We start from the raw sequence: 15,192 nt of genomic DNA, 5'->3' as shown, positions 1-15,192 counted from the left end.
CTACCGTTGCGGCTCCGGCATTTGTCTGGCAGGATAATCGACAGGCGGAAGAATAACGCTGATATTCTTGCCTGCTCTTCTGGGAAAATGATAAGGATACGCTCTCATGTCGGATCAAGCCGATACTTCTGAAATGCTTGTGACGTTGACCGCCGACATTGTCGCGGCGCACGTCAGCAACAACAGCGTCGCAATCTCCGATCTCGCGGTACTGATCAACAATGTCCACGCCGCGCTCTCCAACCTCGGTCATCAGGAAGTTCCGGAGGAAAAGCCGGTGCCTGCGGTTTCGATCCGGTCGTCGGTGAAGCCCGATCACATCGTCTGCCTCGAGGATGGCAAGAAGCTGAAGATGCTGCGCCGCCACCTGATGACGCATTACGGGATGACCCCCGACGACTATCGCGCCAAATGGGGGCTGCCCGCCGACTATCCGATGGTTGCGCCGAACTATGCCGAGCGCCGCCGCGCGCTGGCCAAGGAAATCGGTCTCGGCACGAAGGGGCGCGGTGGCGGCCGCAAGCGCAAGAAGGTCTAAGACCTGCGGTCATCTGGCCCCATGCGGGCAGGGAAGGGCGGGACCAGTGGGTGCCGCCCTTGTCCTATCGGCGGTGCGACCCTATACAGTTCGCAGAACAAAGACATGGCTGCATATTGCAGGAAAGGCCAGCATGACCGGTTCCATCGACCTCGAAGCCCTGTGCCACGAAAAGGGGCTGCGCATCACCGAGCAGCGCCGCATCATTGCCCGCGTGATCTCCGATTCAGAGGATCATCCGGACGTCGAAACGCTGTACGAACGTGCGTCGAAGATCGACAGCGGCATCTCGATCGCCACCGTTTACCGCACCGTCCGCCTGTTCGAAGAAGCGGGCATCCTCGACCGCCACGATTTCGGTGACGGCCGCTCGCGTTACGAAGCGGCGCCCGAGGCGCATCACGACCATCTGATCGACGTTGAAACGGGCAAGGTGATCGAATTCGTCGATCCCGAGCTCGAGGCGTTGCAAAAGGTGATCGCCGAACGGCTGGGCTTCCGCCTCGTCGACCATCGCATGGAGCTTTATGGTGTCTCCCTCGATCGCAAGCGCGACTGATCGCGCCTCGATCACCTGGCGCTCGGTCGCGCGCCTGACCCTGATGGTCCTGGCGCTGCTGTTCCTGATCGTCCCGCATCTTTGCTATCGCGCCGTCGGGCGCCCGTCGCCGATGGTGATGGCGTTCCTCAACGCCGTCGGCTGGATCGCCGGACTGCGCGTCCGCACCACCGGCACCCGGCTCCGCCGCAACGTGCTGTTCGCCGCCAATCATCTGAGCTGGCTCGATATCCTCGCGCTCGGGGGCGCGGCGCGCTCGGCCTTCGTGTCGAAGGCGGAGGTCGAGGATGTGCCGCTGGTGGGCTGGCTCGCCGACCAGAACCACACGATTTACGTGCAGCGCGAGGCGCGGCGCGACATCCATGCCCAGACAGACAGCCTGCGCGGTGCGCTGGCGCGCGGGCGCCCGGTGACGCTGTTCCCCGAAGGCACGACGGGGCCCGGCGACGGGTTACTGCCGTTTCGTGGCTCGCTGTTCCAGGCGGTCGTCCCGCCGCCGCCCAACCTGCGCATCCAGCCCGTCTTCCTCGACTATGGCGACGAAGCGACGGCCATCGCCTGGCAGGATCCCGAATCGGGCCTCGACAATTTCAAGCGGCTGATCGCGCGCAAGCGGTCGATTCCGCTGACCATTCACTATCTCGACCCGCTGCCGACCGAGGTGATGCACGATCGCAAGGCGATCAGCGAGGCCGCGCGCGCCGCGATCGCCCGCCGCATGGCCGAGGTCGGCCGCCCTTCCGCCGCCGCGCTGCATCGCCTATAGCGCGCCGATGAAGTCCGACTCTCCCCAAAATTCCCCAAAGACCTTCCACGTCAAATCCTTCGGCTGCCAGATGAACGTCTATGACGGCGAACGGATGGCCGAGATGCTGGGCGCCGAGGGTTATGTCGCCGCGGCCGATGGCGCCGATGCCGACCTGGTTGTGCTCAACACCTGCCACATCCGCGAAAAGGCGGCCGAGAAAGTCTATTCGGACATCGGCCGGCTGAAACGCGCCGATGGCAGCCGCCCGACGATCGCCGTCGCCGGCTGCGTCGCGCAGGCCGAGGGCGCCGAGATCGCGCGCCGTGCGCCGAGCGTCGACGTCGTCGTCGGCCCGCAGGCCTATCACCGCCTGCCCGACCTGATCGCGCGCGCCGCGAAGGGCGAGAAAGCGGTCGATCTCGACATGCCGGCGGAAAGCAAGTTCGGCGCCCTGCCGAAGCGCGCCGGCGGCCAGCGCCCGACCGCCTTCCTGACCGTGCAGGAAGGCTGCGACAAATTCTGCACCTATTGCGTCGTTCCCTATACGCGCGGCGCGGAGATCAGCCGGCCCTTTGCCGACCTGATCGCCGAGGCGCGTGCTTTGGTCGCGGGCGGTGTCCGCGAGATCACCTTGCTCGGCCAGAACGTCAACGCCTGGGACGGCGAGGACGAGAAGGGCAGGGCGATCGGCCTCGACGGGCTGATCCGTGAACTCGCCCGCGAGGACGGGCTCGAACGCATCCGCTACACGACCAGCCATCCGAACGACATGACCGACGGGCTGATCGCCGCGCATGGCGAGGTCGACAAGCTGATGCCCTTCCTCCACCTGCCGGTGCAGGCGGGCAGCGACCGCATCCTCGCGGCGATGAACCGCAGCCATTCGGTCGACAGCTATCTGAAGGTGATCGAGCGCGTCCGCGCCGCGCGTCCCGACATCGCCATCTCGGGAGATTTCATTGTCGGCTTCCCCGGCGAGACCGAGGATGATTTTCAGGCGACGCTCGATATCGTCCGCGCGACCAATTATGCGATGGCGTACAGTTTCAAATATTCGCGCCGCCCGGGCACGCCCGCCGCGACGATGGACGGCCAGATTTCCGAAGACGTAATGAACGACCGTCTCCAGCGGCTGCAGGCCCTGCTCAACGAACAACAGCACGCCTTTAACGCAGCGACCGTCGGCCGCACGACGCGCCTGCTGCTCGAACGCAAGGGCAAGCTCGAAGGCCAGCTCATCGGCAAGTCGCCCTGGCTCCAGTCGGTGCATGTCATCGCGCCGGGGCTCAAGATCGGCGACATGATCGATGTTCGCATCGTCTCGGCCGGCGCCAACAGCGTCGGCGCCGAAGCCCTGATGGAAGAGGTCGCCTAGTGCGACCGGCGCGGTGTGTCTCCGCGAAGACACACCCGGCCTCCTTCCGTCGCATTCGCAGCCTGCAAGTCATGGACTCCCGTCATGGCGGGAGTACAGTCATGTCGTCGATCGAAGGAGCCTTGCCCATATGTCCAAACGCCCGCTGACTGCCTCCACCCCCGCCGAACCCGGCGACCGCGTCCGACTGACGGCGGAATTTGAGCGAACGCAGCTTTTGGGCCTCCTCTTCGGCGAGTTTGATCGCAACCTCGTCGCGATCGAAAACCGTCTCGGCGTCTATATTTCGGCGCGCGGCAACCGCGTCCAGATCGAGGGTGAGGCCGAGGCCGCGGCGCGCGCCCGCGACGTGCTCACCGAACTCTATAACCGCATCGAACAGGGGCAGGAGGTCGACGCCGGGCTGGTCGACGGGGTGATCGCGATGTCGGCGCAGCCGACGCTCGCCGGCATCATCCGCCACGACAAGGACGAAGCGCCGACGGTGATGATCCGCACGCGCAAGAAGACGATCGTCCCGCGCGCGCCGTCCCAGGTCCCCTATATGCAGGCGCTCGCCCGCGACGACATCATCTTCGCGCTCGGCCCGGCGGGGACGGGCAAGACCTATCTCGCGGTCGCACAGGCCGTGGCGCAGCTCATCACCGGCAGCGTCCAGCGCCTGATCCTGTCGCGCCCCGCGGTCGAAGCCGGGGAGAAGCTCGGCTTCCTGCCCGGCGACATGAAGGAAAAGGTCGATCCCTATCTGCGCCCGCTCTACGATGCGCTCCACGACTGCCTGCCCGCCGAACAGGTCGAGCGCCGCATCGCATCGGGCGAGATCGAGATTGCGCCGCTTGCTTTCATGCGCGGCCGCACGCTCGCCGACGCCTTCATCATCCTCGACGAGGCGCAGAACACGACGATCCCGCAGATGAAGATGTTCCTCACCCGCTTCGGCATGAACAGCCGCATGGTGATCTGCGGCGACCCCAAGCAGGTCGACCTGCCGCTCCCCGCCAGCTCGGGGCTCGCCGATGCGGTCGGGCGCCTTGAGGGCGTCGAGGGCATCAACGTCAGCTATTTCACCAGCGCCGACGTCGTCCGTCATCCGATCGTCGGGCGGATCGTCGATGCCTATGAAGGGCCGGGAAGTTAAACGGGGGGTGACAGGCCTGCGCCTCGGCGGTTTGCTGTTCGTTGCGCTTTTACCAGCCGCTCTGGCCCTTTTGGTTCATGGGTCCTTCGCCCCTCTCCTGTGGTTTGCAGCGCACCAGCTCTATTACGCGCCGCTGAGCTGGATCGGCCCGCCCTTTTTCAATCCTGATTCGGAAGTGATGTTTTTCGTTACCGTACCGGGGCGGATTCTGACCGCGTGCTGTTATTCCGCGTTGTGGCTGACGATGGTTTACCTCGCACAGCGATGGCTTTGGACACCGACGGATGAGCCGTGAAACCAAAATGGCTTGGAGAAACTAACTCCCGACCTTCTTGAACGTTACGGGCGTCGACCCGCTTGCGGGCGCGATTTCGCGTGTGCCCTTGCGCACGGTGCCGTCGGGCCAGCGCACCTGATAGACGAAGCGGCCCGAGATGTTCCTGGTGACGCCGGTCTCGACCTCGTTCCATTTGCAGGCAAAGCGGTCCCACGGATCGGGCTGCTTGCGAACGCAAACCTTGAAGGCGAAGGCGCTGATCATCCATAGCTCGCCGGCTGGGGGCTCGGTGCGGAATTTGACGCCGGGGGCAGGCGGCGAGCGGACCGCGCCCAACCGGGGACGGCTTGGCGCGGCCATCGGCGGCGGCGTGCAGTCGCGATATTCGAAAACCGGGGACAAAGGCGCCTTGGCGCCGGCGCGTGCGGCCTCCAGCGCCTCGGCCAGCGACGTATAGGGATCGCCGTTCGTCGCCCGTTCCTCGGCTCTGGCGATCGATTCGCGTTCGAAAGCCAGCAGCGGTTCGGCATAGATGCTGGCCGGATAATGCATCCGGCGCAGCTCGGCACGCAGCCGTGCGGTTTCCAGCGCGACATAGCCATAGCGCTCCAGCAGCGGATCGGACGTCTCGTCCCCCGGCCGTTCGACATCGCAAGCAACGAGATTATAGGATTGTTCGGGCGCCGCGGGCAGGTCGCTCGCCGGGCGCGGAAATTCGGCGACCTGTGCCTCGGCCGCGATGCGGATGTCGTAATAGCCGCCGGGGTACCAGGACTGCTGCGGCACATCGGCTTCCAGCGCCTTCATGGCTGCACCGTCATCGGCGGCGGCGTCCTGCGCCACGGCAACCGACGGGCTCGCCAGCATCAGCAGCGCCGCAATCGCCCGACCGCCCATCGTCAGCTTCCGACTTTCTTGAAGGTCACCACGGCCGCGACCGCCTCATCTTCGTAATTGGGGACGATGTCGCGGGTTCCCTTGCGCACCGTCCCGTCGGGCCATTTGACCTGATAGACGTAGCGGCCGGAAAGCTGCTTTTGCGCGCCGGTCTCGATTTCGGTCCATTTGCATTTGAAGCGGTCCCACGGGTCGGGCAGCCGCCGCGTGCAAACCTTGAACGCAAAGGCATTGACGAGCAGGACTTCGCCGCCCGGCGGCGATGTCCTGACGATGACGGGACCGCCTTCGCCGGCGCCGCAGCCGCCCTCCGCGATTACCTTCGGCGTCTTGAGGGCAAGGCGCTGGCGGTTGCTTTCGACTTCCCTCGCAAGGGTGAAATAGGGATCTTCCTGCTCGCTCGCTTCGGCATCGTCCTCGGCATATTCGGTGCCCATGACCTGCGCCTCGGTCAGCTTCGCCGCTTCTTCGACCTTCGCTTTCTCGAATGCAGCGAGCGGCGCGGCATAGGCTGCCTCGGGTAATCCCAACCGCGACAGTTCCGAACGCAGCCGCGCGACCTCGCTCGCGACCGAACCATAGCGCGCGGTCAACGGGTCGACTGCAGCGGGGTCGGGGCCTTCGGTGGTACAATCGACGACATCATATTTCCGGCCGTCGCCATCGCCCCAGTCGCTTGCAAGCTCCTTCGTCGGGCGCCGGATTTCGGCCTGGTCGGCCTCGGCGGCAATCAGCACGTCGTAATAGCCCTCGGGATACCAGCCTTGTGGCGGCACCTTTGCCTCGATCGCGTGCAGCGCCGCGGCGTCGGGCGGTGTCTGTGCCGCCGCCGTCACCGGCATAAGCGTTGCCAGCGCGATCGATATTGCCCTTTTGCCCATCTATCCCTCCTGTTTCAACCGCCGCGGGCCGCCCATCCATCCTGCCACCAGCAGTGCAGCCGCCGCGGCGGCGAGCGCCCAGGCGGCGGCGAGCATCAGCTTCACCCGCCCGATCGACGCCGCCGTCCACAGCATCGCCGGATCATAGGCCGCATCGGCTAGCGCGTCGGATGGCAGGTCAGGGCATTCGGCCTCGAACACCAGCTTCGCATCGGGCGTACACTCGGTGCCCCGCACCAGCGGCGCGGCATTCTCGCCGGCGATGACATAGGCGCTGCGCGTCCAGCCATATCCCGCTGCGGCGGCGAGCAGCAGCGCGAGCAGCACGCCGCGCACCCAGCCTCTGGTCCATAGTTTCGCGCCGCCGGCGGCAATCGTCCCCACGGGGATCGCGACGGCGAGCAGCGCGGCGAGCCAGCCGACCGGCGATTCCGGTGGCGCCAGCCCGCCCAGCCAGGCGGCGAGCAGCAGCAGCGCCAGCACTGCGCCGCCCGCGCCCGCGCGGACCAGCGCGTTGTTCCAGCTCACGCTTTTCGCGCCGCGCGGCTTGCGCGGGATATAATCACCGCGGCCTGCCGCGCCGTTCACCAACTGGCCGACGACATCGCCCAGCCGGACGATATGGTCCTCGACCGGCGGCGACAGCGCGTCGAGCCAGTGCGGCACGCTCATGAAATATTCGAGGCTGCGTTCGGGCAGCACATCCTCGATGCGAAACGGGATGATCGGCAGGCCCAGGTGCACCGCGCGCTCGACCTCGCGCAGGATCTGCGGTGACGCATTGGCGTTCTGCGAAAAGACCAGCACGAACACGGCCGACTCCTTCAGCCCGTCGATGATCGCTTCGCCCCATGATGCGCCGGGCAGGATGTCGCGCGGCGCGATCCAGCAGCGGTGCCCGCGCTCTTCGAGCAACGCGCACACCATGTTCGCGACGGTGCGATCCTTCGACGAATAGCTGATGAAAACCTGTGCCGGCATGGCTTCCCCCGCCACCATCATGGCGTGCGCGGGAGGGAAGGGCAATGCGCTACTTCCCTGTCAAGCGGCCCAAATATTGTGCAAACGACTCGCAATATCATAACTCTTGACCTTGTGTGCCGACACCCCTACTGCGCCGCTATTGCGAGTCAGTCGCAATCAACAAGGGGAAGAAATTTGACTATCGTTCGTTCGTCGTTCGCGTCCCGTCTCGCCGCTGGCAGCGCACTCGGCCTCGCGCTCGCGGCCGGCGCCCAGCCTGCGGTCGCGCAGGACAATGACGGCGACTATTGGGCGGCGCGCAAGAACCAGATCGTCGTCACCGCGACGCGCACCGAGGCGCTGGCCGAAGATGTGCCGGTGACGATCACCGTCAAGACCGCCGAGCAGATTGCCGACGAACTCGTCACCGACATCCGCGACCTCGTCCGCTTCGAACCCGGCGTCAGCGTCCAGCGCCAGCCCGCGCGCTTCAACGCCGCACTCAGCGCCACCGGCCGCGCCGGCAACGATGGTTTCAACATCCGCGGCATCGGCGGCAACCGCGTGCTGATCCAGGTCGACGGCGTGCGCGTGCCCGATGGGTTCAGCTTCGGCGCGCAGGCGGCGGGGCGCGGCGATTATGTCGACCTCGGCCTCATCAAGTCGGTCGAAATCCTTCGCGGCCCATCGTCGGCGCTCTATGGCAGCGACGGGCTTGCGGGTGCGGTCAGCTTCGTCACCGCCGATCCGGCCGATTTCCTCGAAAACGGCAACAATGTCGGCGGCCTTCTGCGTGCGTCGTACAGCAGCGCCGACAACGAGTTCAGCGAAACAGCGATCGTCGCCGGGCGCAGCGGCGACTGGTCGATCATGGGCGCCTATACCCGCCGCGACTACAACGAACTCGACAACAAGGGGGCGGAGGGCGGGACCGGTGCGCTCCGCACCAGGCCCAATCCGCAGGACGGCCGCTCGAACGCCGCGCTCGCCCGCCTCGTCTACGACCCCGCGAACGGCCACAAGCTGCGCCTGACCGGCGAATATCTCGATACCCGCCTGTTCACCGAAGGCCTGACGGGACAGAGCGCCACGGTCGAACTGCTCGAGGCCGTCGATACCGGCAAGCGCAAGCGCGTGTCGCTCGACTGGAGCTGGGAAGGCGAGGGCGTGATCGATTTCGCGCGCGTCGCGCTTTATTGGCAGGATGGCGAGGATGTCCAGTTCACCGACGAAGACCGCACCCCTGCCGCCGACCGCGAACGGCTCAACACCTTCGAGAACCGGGTCATCGGCGCCTCGGCCGATGCCCGCGCCGATTTCAATACCGGCGCAATCACCCACCGTATCGTCTTTGGCGGCGACATCAGCAAGACGCGCCAGCGCGGGCTGCGCGACGGCGTGCTGCCGACCCCGCCCGACGTCTTCCCGTCGCGCGCTTTCCCGACCACCGATTTCACGCGCGGCGGCCTGTTCGTCGGCGACGAGATCGGCATCGCCGACGGCCGCCTGCTGCTCTACCCGGCGCTGCGCTTCGACTGGTACGACCTGTCGCCGCGCAAGGACCCGCTCTTCCCCGGTGCCGGGGCAGCCGACCAGAGCGGTTCGCGGGTATCGCCGAAATTCGGCGCGGTGTGGAAACTGACCGACGAAATCCGGCTCTTCGCCAACTATGCCACGGGCTTCAAGGCACCCGAGCCAAGCCAGGTGAACCAGTTCTTCGAAAACCTCGCCTTCGGCTACACCTCGCGCCCGAACCCCGATCTCGGGCCCGAACGCAGCACCAGCTTCGAGGGCGGCGTGCGCTTCGCATCCGATGCGGTCAGCCTCGACGTCACCGCCTTTTCGGCGCGCTACAAGGATTTCATCAGTCAGGAAGTGGTGGACGGCAGCGGCACCTTCGCCGACCCCGCCATCTATCAATTCGTCAATCTCGATCGCGTCAGGGTCAAGGGGGCCGAGGCGCGGTTCGAGGGGCGAGCGTCGTCCGGCCTATATACGACGCTCGCCCTATCCTATGCGACCGGCACCGTGCGCGGGACCGGGCTGGAGCGGCTGCCGCTGTCGTCGATCGATCCGCTGAAGCTCGTCGCCGGCATCGGCTATCGCGCACCGGGCGGCCGTTTCGGCGGCCAGCTCGTCATGACGCACAGCGCGGGCAAGGAGGTGTCGCGCACCGTCGGCACCGACACCGACGGCGATCCGACGACGATCTGCAGCGGCGCGGACTGCTTCCGTCCCGGCGGCTTCACCATCCTCGACGCGACTGCATTCGTTCGCATCGTCGACGCGCTGACGCTGCGCGCCGGCGTCTTCAACATCCTCGACAAGAAATACAGTTGGTGGAGCGACGTACGCGGTCTCGGCGCCGCCTCGACCGTGACCGACGCCTATACCCAGCCCGGCCGCAGCGCGAGCGTGTCGCTGAGCTTCCGTTTCTAGAAAAACCGAAGGACTGCACCATGAAAACGTTCCGCACCGTCGCCGCCGCGCTCCTCCTGTCCGCCGCACTTCCCGCCGGTGTATCGGCGCATCCGCCGATCGCCGCCGAAGCCGCCGCGGCGAGCTTCGAGCAGGACCGCGCCGACATTCTTGCGATGGCGGGCAATTACCGCGTCAGCTTCAACATGCAGGAATCGACGCGCTGGGACCCCGATTACGAAGTGCTCGAACCCAAGCGCTCGGGCGGCAACGAGGTCGTCCGCGTCATCGAGGACACCGGCCGTAAGATCGTGCTGCAGCACATGCTCGTCATCACCGGCGACGACGACAAGAGCATGATCATCAAGCATTGGCGGCAGGACTGGGAATATGAACCCGCGAAACTGCTCGTCTATTCGGACCGCAACACATGGCAGTGGGAGGACGTCCCCGAAAAGACGCGCACCGGCCGCTGGTCGCAGACCGTCTGGCAGGTCGATGATTCACCGCGTTACGGCGGCTGGGGGCAATTCGAAACGCAGGGCGGCGTCCGCCGCTGGCGGTCGAACTGGACCTGGCGCCCGCTCGCGCGCCGCGATGCTGTGCGCAACCCCGTCTACGACCGCTATCTGTCGATCAACCGCCACCAGCCGAGCCCCGACGGCTGGGTCCACTGGCAGGACAATACCAAGATGGGGACAAAGGACGGCAAGCTGGTGCCGATCGTCCAGGAATATGTGCTCAACACCTATATCAAATACGATCAGTATGACGTGAAGGCGGCCGACGATTATTGGGCCGCGACCAGGGACTACTGGGCCGCCGTTCGTGCCGAATGGGACCGCGTCGCTACGGCCAAGGGCGGTATCGCGATCGACGAGGAGGCCCAAACGGGTACCGTAATCAGCGGTCGCCTCCTCGAAATGGCCGACGAGGTGCAGGACAAGAAGCTGACGACGGCCAAGGCCATCGCCGAAGCGAAGAAGCTGATCGAGGCGAATACGCGGAAGCTTTGACGGGCGCGCGTCTTGTGGGTGGCTGGCGGTTGGTTGCTGCTCTCGTGATCCCCGGCGAAAGCCGGGGCCCAGAAGGGTAAAGCAGCTTTGGTCGCCATGGGCCCCGGCTTTCGCCGGGGATCACATAGGAGGCGCAAACGTCCGCTCCTCACGCCAATGCGGCCCGCGAAACCTCGCGGTCCTTGAAGCAGCGCCAGCCCGCGATCCTACTTCCTCGCGCCCTCGACGCTCCAGATCCCGGCGCCGTGCGTCGCGATGAACAGGAAGATGAAGCAATAGAGCGCGATTGTCTCGCCGCCGTTGGCGATCGGAAAGGCGCCCTGGCTGCCGTGCGCGACCCAATAGCCGACTGCCGACATGCCGCTGGCGAGGAAGGCCGCCGGGCGTGTGAACAGGCCGATGACGATCAATCCCCCCGCGACCAGCTCGATCGCCCCCGCGGCATAGAGCATCGGGTTGAGCGGCATCGGAAATGCCACCGGAAAATTGAAGAATTTCTGCACGCCATGCGCCAGGAACAGCAGCCCGGCGACGATGCGCAGCAGCGCGTAGGCCTGTGCGCCATAACCATCGAGAAATTTCATGATCGCTCCCCCTCATTCCGGTTGTCGAGGCGGGCAGGCTAACGAAATTTTCGGCGAAGGCGAATTTTTTCGCGGCCCATGTCACATCGGCCGATCCTGTCTCGTCATGTCTGCACAACCCGTGAAAAGGAGCATGACATGACGCGGATAACCGACCCCTTCGCCGCCTCGCCGCAGTTGATGAAACAGTGGATGGCGGTGTCGCTCGCCGCGCAGAACAGCCTCGAGCCGAGCCTGATCGAGCTTGTGAAGATCCGCTCGTCGATCCTCAACGGCTGCGCCAACTGCATCAATATGCACAGCAACGAAGCGCGCGCCAAAGGCGAAACCGAACAGCGCATCTACCTGCTCGCCGCGTGGCACGAGGCTCCCGTTTATACCGATCGCGAGCGCGCGGCGCTGGCGTGGACCGACGCCTTGACCCGCCTGTCGCAAGGGCACACACAGAAGGACGCGCGCGCCGCGCTCGAAGCGCATTTCACGCCGGAGGAACAGATGAACCTCACCGTGATGGTCAACGTCATCAACGGCTGGAACCGCATCGCGGTCGGCTTCGACCTCTGGTACGAAGGCGGCGCGCCCGCGAAGGCCGCCTGATGACTGGCGAAGGCACCCACGGCGAGACGGGTACGGCGGACGCGGCGGCGAGTTTCGATCCGCTGCGCCCGCTCCTGATCCGCGTCGCCTATCGCATGCTCGGCTCGGTCGCCGATGCCGAGGATGTGGTGCAGGATGCCTTCCTCCGCTGGCTCGGCACCGACCGCGACGAGGTGCGCGAGCCCGCCGCCTTCCTGCGGCGGACGGTGACGCGGCTTTGCCTCGACCAGCTCAAGTCGGCGCGCCGCACCCGCGAGACCTACGTCGGTCCCTGGCTGCCCGATCCGCTCGTCGAGGAAGAGGAAGCCGACGACGTCACGCTGCCGCTGATGCTCGCGCTCGAACGCCTCTCCCCGCTCGAACGCGCGGCGTTCCTCCTGCACGACGTCTTCGGCGTCGGTTTCGACGAGGTCGGGGCGACGATCGGCCGCGACGCCGCCGCGACGCGCCAGCTCGCGGCGCGCGCGCGCAGCCACGTTCGCGACGCGCGGCCGCGCTACAAGCTCGAGAAAGAGCAGGGGATGGAAATCGCCAACGCGTTTTTCGCCGCCTCGCGCAGCGGCGACATGAGCGCGCTCGGCGCGCTGCTTGCCGCCGATGTCGGCATGTGGGCCGACGGCGGCGGCAAGCGTCCCGCCGCGATGGGGCCGGTGCTTGGCTTCGACACGGTGCTGAAGCTTCATCGCAGCCTTGCGGTGCTGTTCGGCAAATATGGCTCGACGCTCGTCCACACCGGCATGATCAACGGCCTGCCGGGATTCGTGACGCGCGAAGCCGATGGCGAATTGCAGACGACAGCGCTCGAGATCGAAGACGGTAAGGTCACCGGCATCTATGTGATGCGAAATCCCGACAAGCTCAAGCACATGCATTGAGCGTGGTCACCATTTACTATCGTCATCCCGGCGAAGGGTGTTCAGAGGCACATGACTCTGAAACACGATCTCACCGATGCGTCAGGACGATATGGCGGGATCCCGGCCTTCGCCGGGATGACAAGATAAGGAGGGCCATGCTTCAATCTAACCCGACTACGATCGTCGCCGTGCAATTTCGTTCGACGATTTCGCCTAAACACTCTTTCCCTGCGCGTCCGACGGTGCTAACCGGAGGTCAGCGAACGAGTCCCCGGTCGACAGGGGGCGGGCAAGGGGTGAGTGATGTTGAGCTACGCACGATTGCTGGAAGCGAACAATGCGATCCAGACACTGGGCGACGATACCTATTGGCTGTGCGTGACGCGGACGGTGCAGGAATCGAAACTGTTCCCCGTGCCGTCCTATATGCTTCTGTCCTATCTCTGCTGCTTCTATCGCTATCCCGAGTTGCTGCGAAAGGTCGAGGCGAAGATGTCGGCCGAGGAGATCGGCGACCGCGCCCGCGCGATGGGCGGGAAATTCGGAAACCTGCCGGGCTGGGGCCTGCCGACCTTCTATCTGCTCGGCCGCGAGATGCTGATCAATTTCGGGATGCTCGCGCCCGAGGACGCCGCCGAGGACGTCGCCTATGTCATGGACTTCTGGCGCCGCTTCAAACTGGCGCAGCAGCGCGAGGACGGGCACCTCAACGCGCGCGAATTCGGCCAGCGCGTGCAATTGCTGCCCGAACGCCGGGTCCAGCGCTTCCACGCCGACCTGCACGCCTGCGCGGTCGGCGACCGGTTGCACAAGGCGGCGCAGGCGTTCCTCGCCACCGTGTCGCAATATGGCTTTCTCGTGTCTTGCGAGAGCCGCGTGTCGCTCAACAACAACGGCCCCTATAACCTCGGCGACGGCCGCGAGCTCATCGTTCGCGAATTCACCGACCTCGCTGAGGGGGATTATCCCTGGCTCGACGGGATCGCGGGCGACATTCCATATAACAACCTGACCGTCACCATGGAAGCGACGGGGTGCCATTTCTATCTGATGGACGATTGGGGCAGCTTTGAATCGCGTCCCGAATTTACCGCCGACAAGCTGACCGGCGTCGGCCTCTACACCTCCGACGTGCTGTCGGAGGGCTTCGTGCCGGTCGGCATGGGGTCGGCCGACGAACTCGCCGACACGTTCGAGGAGCTGACCGAGAAGGTCCGCGTCGCAACCGTCGCGTTGTGGAAACGCGTCGCGGGCTGGAGCCGCGACCAGATGATGGACGCCGGGGCGCTCGTCTATTTCTCGATGGCCAAGGATTTCGCGCACATCGCCGGGGTTTACGACGTCAACGACTGGATGACGATCGACCCGCGCGCCGACCGCTTCCGCCCCTTGCTCAACGACGAGTTCGGGCGCGACTTCCTCGGCGAACTGGTCGGTCTTGTCGACCTGCCGAGCCAGCGCATCAGCGACTATGCGATGATGCAGCATAACAATAATCCCGTGCGCTATATCTCGCAGATCCCGTACAGCACGCTCGGCCACGAGGGCGAGGCACCGAAGCTGGCGCCGATCGGCGAGGGGGTCACCCATCTCGGCGCCAAGGCCGACCGCTATACGACCACCGCCGGGGTATTGCCGCTGGCCGAATATAACGCGCGTGCCGCAGCATTCGTGCCGCGGCAGATGGCGCCCGATTACCGTTTCCTGTGCGACACGACGGTCAAATATCGCAGCGACGACCCCGCAGTGCAGGCGATGTACCGCGACGAGCAGCAGGGGTCGCGGCTCGCCGGCAAGGGGGCGGGTCTGAGCCGCGCCGACATCGAAGCCTTGCGGGGAGCAGGCCAATGAGCGCCGCCGATCGTACCGCCGAACTCGAGCAACTGATCGCCGAGTTCGAAAAGTCGGGGCTGCGCGAACTGCACGTCGTGCGCGACGGCGTCGAAATCTATCTGTCGAACGACGCGGGCAGCATCGGGCTCAGCACGGGAGTGCCCGCCGCCCCCGCACCTTCATCGCCAGTCTCCCCTGCCGCCGCCGGTACGGTACCCCCGAAGCCGGCGGCGGACCCTTTGCCCGCGGCGGAGACATGGCCCGAAGGCGCCGAGATCGTTCGGGCGCCCTATCTCGGTACCTTCTATCGCGCGCCGAAGCCCGGTTCGCCGGCCTATGTCGAGGTCGGCAGCGCAGTGACCGCAGAATCGGAACTCTGCCTCGTCGAGGTCATGAAATTGTTCACGACCGTCCGTGCCGGCAGCGATGGCATCGTCCACGCCATCCTGTCGGCCGACGGGGCGCTGGTCGAGGCCGACCAGCCGCTGTTCGTGATCGTGAAGGGCTGACC

General features: G+C 65.6%; 16 protein-coding genes. 12 read left to right on the top strand and 4 right to left on the bottom strand.

Translation table 11 applies throughout. The features are described 5' to 3' along the window. Positions 1-106 precede the first annotated feature (106 nt). From V6U71_RS14935 to V6U71_RS14910, 6 genes are all read left to right on the top strand, one after another. Positions 107-538, top strand: coding sequence for a MucR family transcriptional regulator (locus V6U71_RS14935; RefSeq protein WP_411339196.1), 432 nt, complete (start codon positions 107-109; stop codon positions 536-538). Between the two features lie 133 nt (positions 539-671). Next, positions 672-1,097, top strand: a complete 426-nt coding sequence (locus V6U71_RS14930) for a Fur family transcriptional regulator (RefSeq protein ID WP_054586989.1) — start codon at positions 672-674, stop codon at positions 1,095-1,097. Beyond that, positions 1,069-1,863 carry a lysophospholipid acyltransferase family protein gene (locus V6U71_RS14925; protein ID WP_411339195.1) on the top strand — a complete coding sequence of 265 codons (795 nt, stop codon included), beginning with the start codon at positions 1,069-1,071 and terminating at the stop codon, positions 1,861-1,863. Before V6U71_RS14930 ends, V6U71_RS14925 begins: the two co-directional genes overlap by 29 nt. A gap of 70 nt (positions 1,864-1,933) precedes the next feature. Further along, positions 1,934-3,220, top strand: coding sequence for a tRNA (N6-isopentenyl adenosine(37)-C2)-methylthiotransferase MiaB (gene miaB, locus V6U71_RS14920; protein ID WP_411339194.1), 1,287 nt, complete (start codon positions 1,934-1,936; stop codon positions 3,218-3,220). Positions 3,221-3,350: 130 nt separating this feature from the next. Continuing rightward, positions 3,351-4,358, top strand: coding sequence for a PhoH family protein (locus tag V6U71_RS14915; RefSeq protein WP_411339193.1), 1,008 nt, complete (start codon positions 3,351-3,353; stop codon positions 4,356-4,358). Continuing rightward, positions 4,339-4,653, top strand: coding sequence for a hypothetical protein (locus tag V6U71_RS14910; protein WP_411339192.1), 315 nt, complete (start codon positions 4,339-4,341; stop codon positions 4,651-4,653). Before V6U71_RS14915 ends, V6U71_RS14910 begins: the two co-directional genes overlap by 20 nt. A 21-nt stretch (positions 4,654-4,674) precedes the next feature. On the opposite strand, the gene V6U71_RS14905 is transcribed toward V6U71_RS14910, so the two are convergent. Genes V6U71_RS14905 through V6U71_RS14895 form a run of 3 tightly spaced genes read right to left on the bottom strand, consistent with a single transcriptional unit; the run spans position 4,675 to position 7,394 of the window. Then, positions 4,675-5,532, bottom strand: coding sequence for a hypothetical protein (locus V6U71_RS14905; RefSeq protein ID WP_411339191.1), 858 nt, complete (start codon positions 5,530-5,532; stop codon positions 4,675-4,677). Positions 5,533-5,534: 2 nt separating this feature from the next. Beyond that, positions 5,535-6,413, bottom strand: coding sequence for a hypothetical protein (locus tag V6U71_RS14900; RefSeq protein ID WP_411339190.1), 879 nt, complete (start codon positions 6,411-6,413; stop codon positions 5,535-5,537). After that, on the bottom strand, positions 6,414-7,394 hold the full coding sequence (locus V6U71_RS14895; protein WP_411339189.1) for a toll/interleukin-1 receptor domain-containing protein: 981 nt from the start codon (positions 7,392-7,394) through the stop codon (positions 6,414-6,416). 177 nt (positions 7,395-7,571) lie between these two features. Here V6U71_RS14895 and V6U71_RS14890 point away from each other — a divergent pair, with 177 nt between their 5' ends. Together V6U71_RS14890 and V6U71_RS14885 are read left to right on the top strand one after the other, a co-directional pair. Further along, positions 7,572-9,815 carry a TonB-dependent hemoglobin/transferrin/lactoferrin family receptor gene (locus tag V6U71_RS14890; RefSeq protein ID WP_411339188.1) on the top strand — a complete coding sequence of 748 codons (2,244 nt, stop codon included), beginning with the start codon at positions 7,572-7,574 and terminating at the stop codon, positions 9,813-9,815. Positions 9,816-9,835: 20 nt separating this feature from the next. Continuing rightward, entirely contained in the window at positions 9,836-10,810 is a 975-nt protein-coding gene (locus V6U71_RS14885) for a DUF6607 family protein (protein WP_411339187.1), read from the top strand. A 206-nt stretch (positions 10,811-11,016) separates the two neighbouring features. Here the strand turns inward: V6U71_RS14885 and V6U71_RS14880 are convergent, their stop codons facing one another. Beyond that, positions 11,017-11,394, bottom strand: coding sequence for a DoxX family protein (locus V6U71_RS14880; RefSeq protein ID WP_411339186.1), 378 nt, complete (start codon positions 11,392-11,394; stop codon positions 11,017-11,019). A gap of 138 nt (positions 11,395-11,532) precedes the next feature. Here V6U71_RS14880 and V6U71_RS14875 point away from each other — a divergent pair, with 138 nt between their 5' ends. From V6U71_RS14875 to V6U71_RS14860, 4 genes are all read left to right on the top strand, one after another. Next, positions 11,533-11,991, top strand: a complete 459-nt coding sequence (locus V6U71_RS14875; protein WP_411339185.1) for a carboxymuconolactone decarboxylase family protein — start codon at positions 11,533-11,535, stop codon at positions 11,989-11,991. After that, positions 11,991-12,866, top strand: coding sequence for a sigma-70 family RNA polymerase sigma factor (locus V6U71_RS14870; protein ID WP_411339184.1), 876 nt, complete (start codon positions 11,991-11,993; stop codon positions 12,864-12,866). Before V6U71_RS14875 ends, V6U71_RS14870 begins: the two co-directional genes overlap by 1 nt. A 285-nt stretch (positions 12,867-13,151) precedes the next feature. After that, on the top strand, positions 13,152-14,699 hold the full coding sequence (locus V6U71_RS14865; protein WP_411339183.1) for a hypothetical protein: 1,548 nt from the start codon (positions 13,152-13,154) through the stop codon (positions 14,697-14,699). Further along, complete coding sequence (locus V6U71_RS14860) at positions 14,696-15,190, top strand: acetyl-CoA carboxylase biotin carboxyl carrier protein (RefSeq protein ID WP_411339182.1); 495 nt, start codon at positions 14,696-14,698, stop codon at positions 15,188-15,190. The genes V6U71_RS14865 and V6U71_RS14860 overlap by 4 nt, the downstream gene beginning before the upstream one ends. Positions 15,191-15,192: the final 2 nt, after the last annotated feature.

Origin of the sequence: Sphingopyxis sp. J-6, assembly GCF_046603995.1 — a bacterium.
Lineage (GTDB): Bacteria > Pseudomonadota > Alphaproteobacteria > Sphingomonadales > Sphingomonadaceae > Sphingopyxis.
This window is presented reverse-complemented; position numbering and strand designations above follow the sequence as displayed.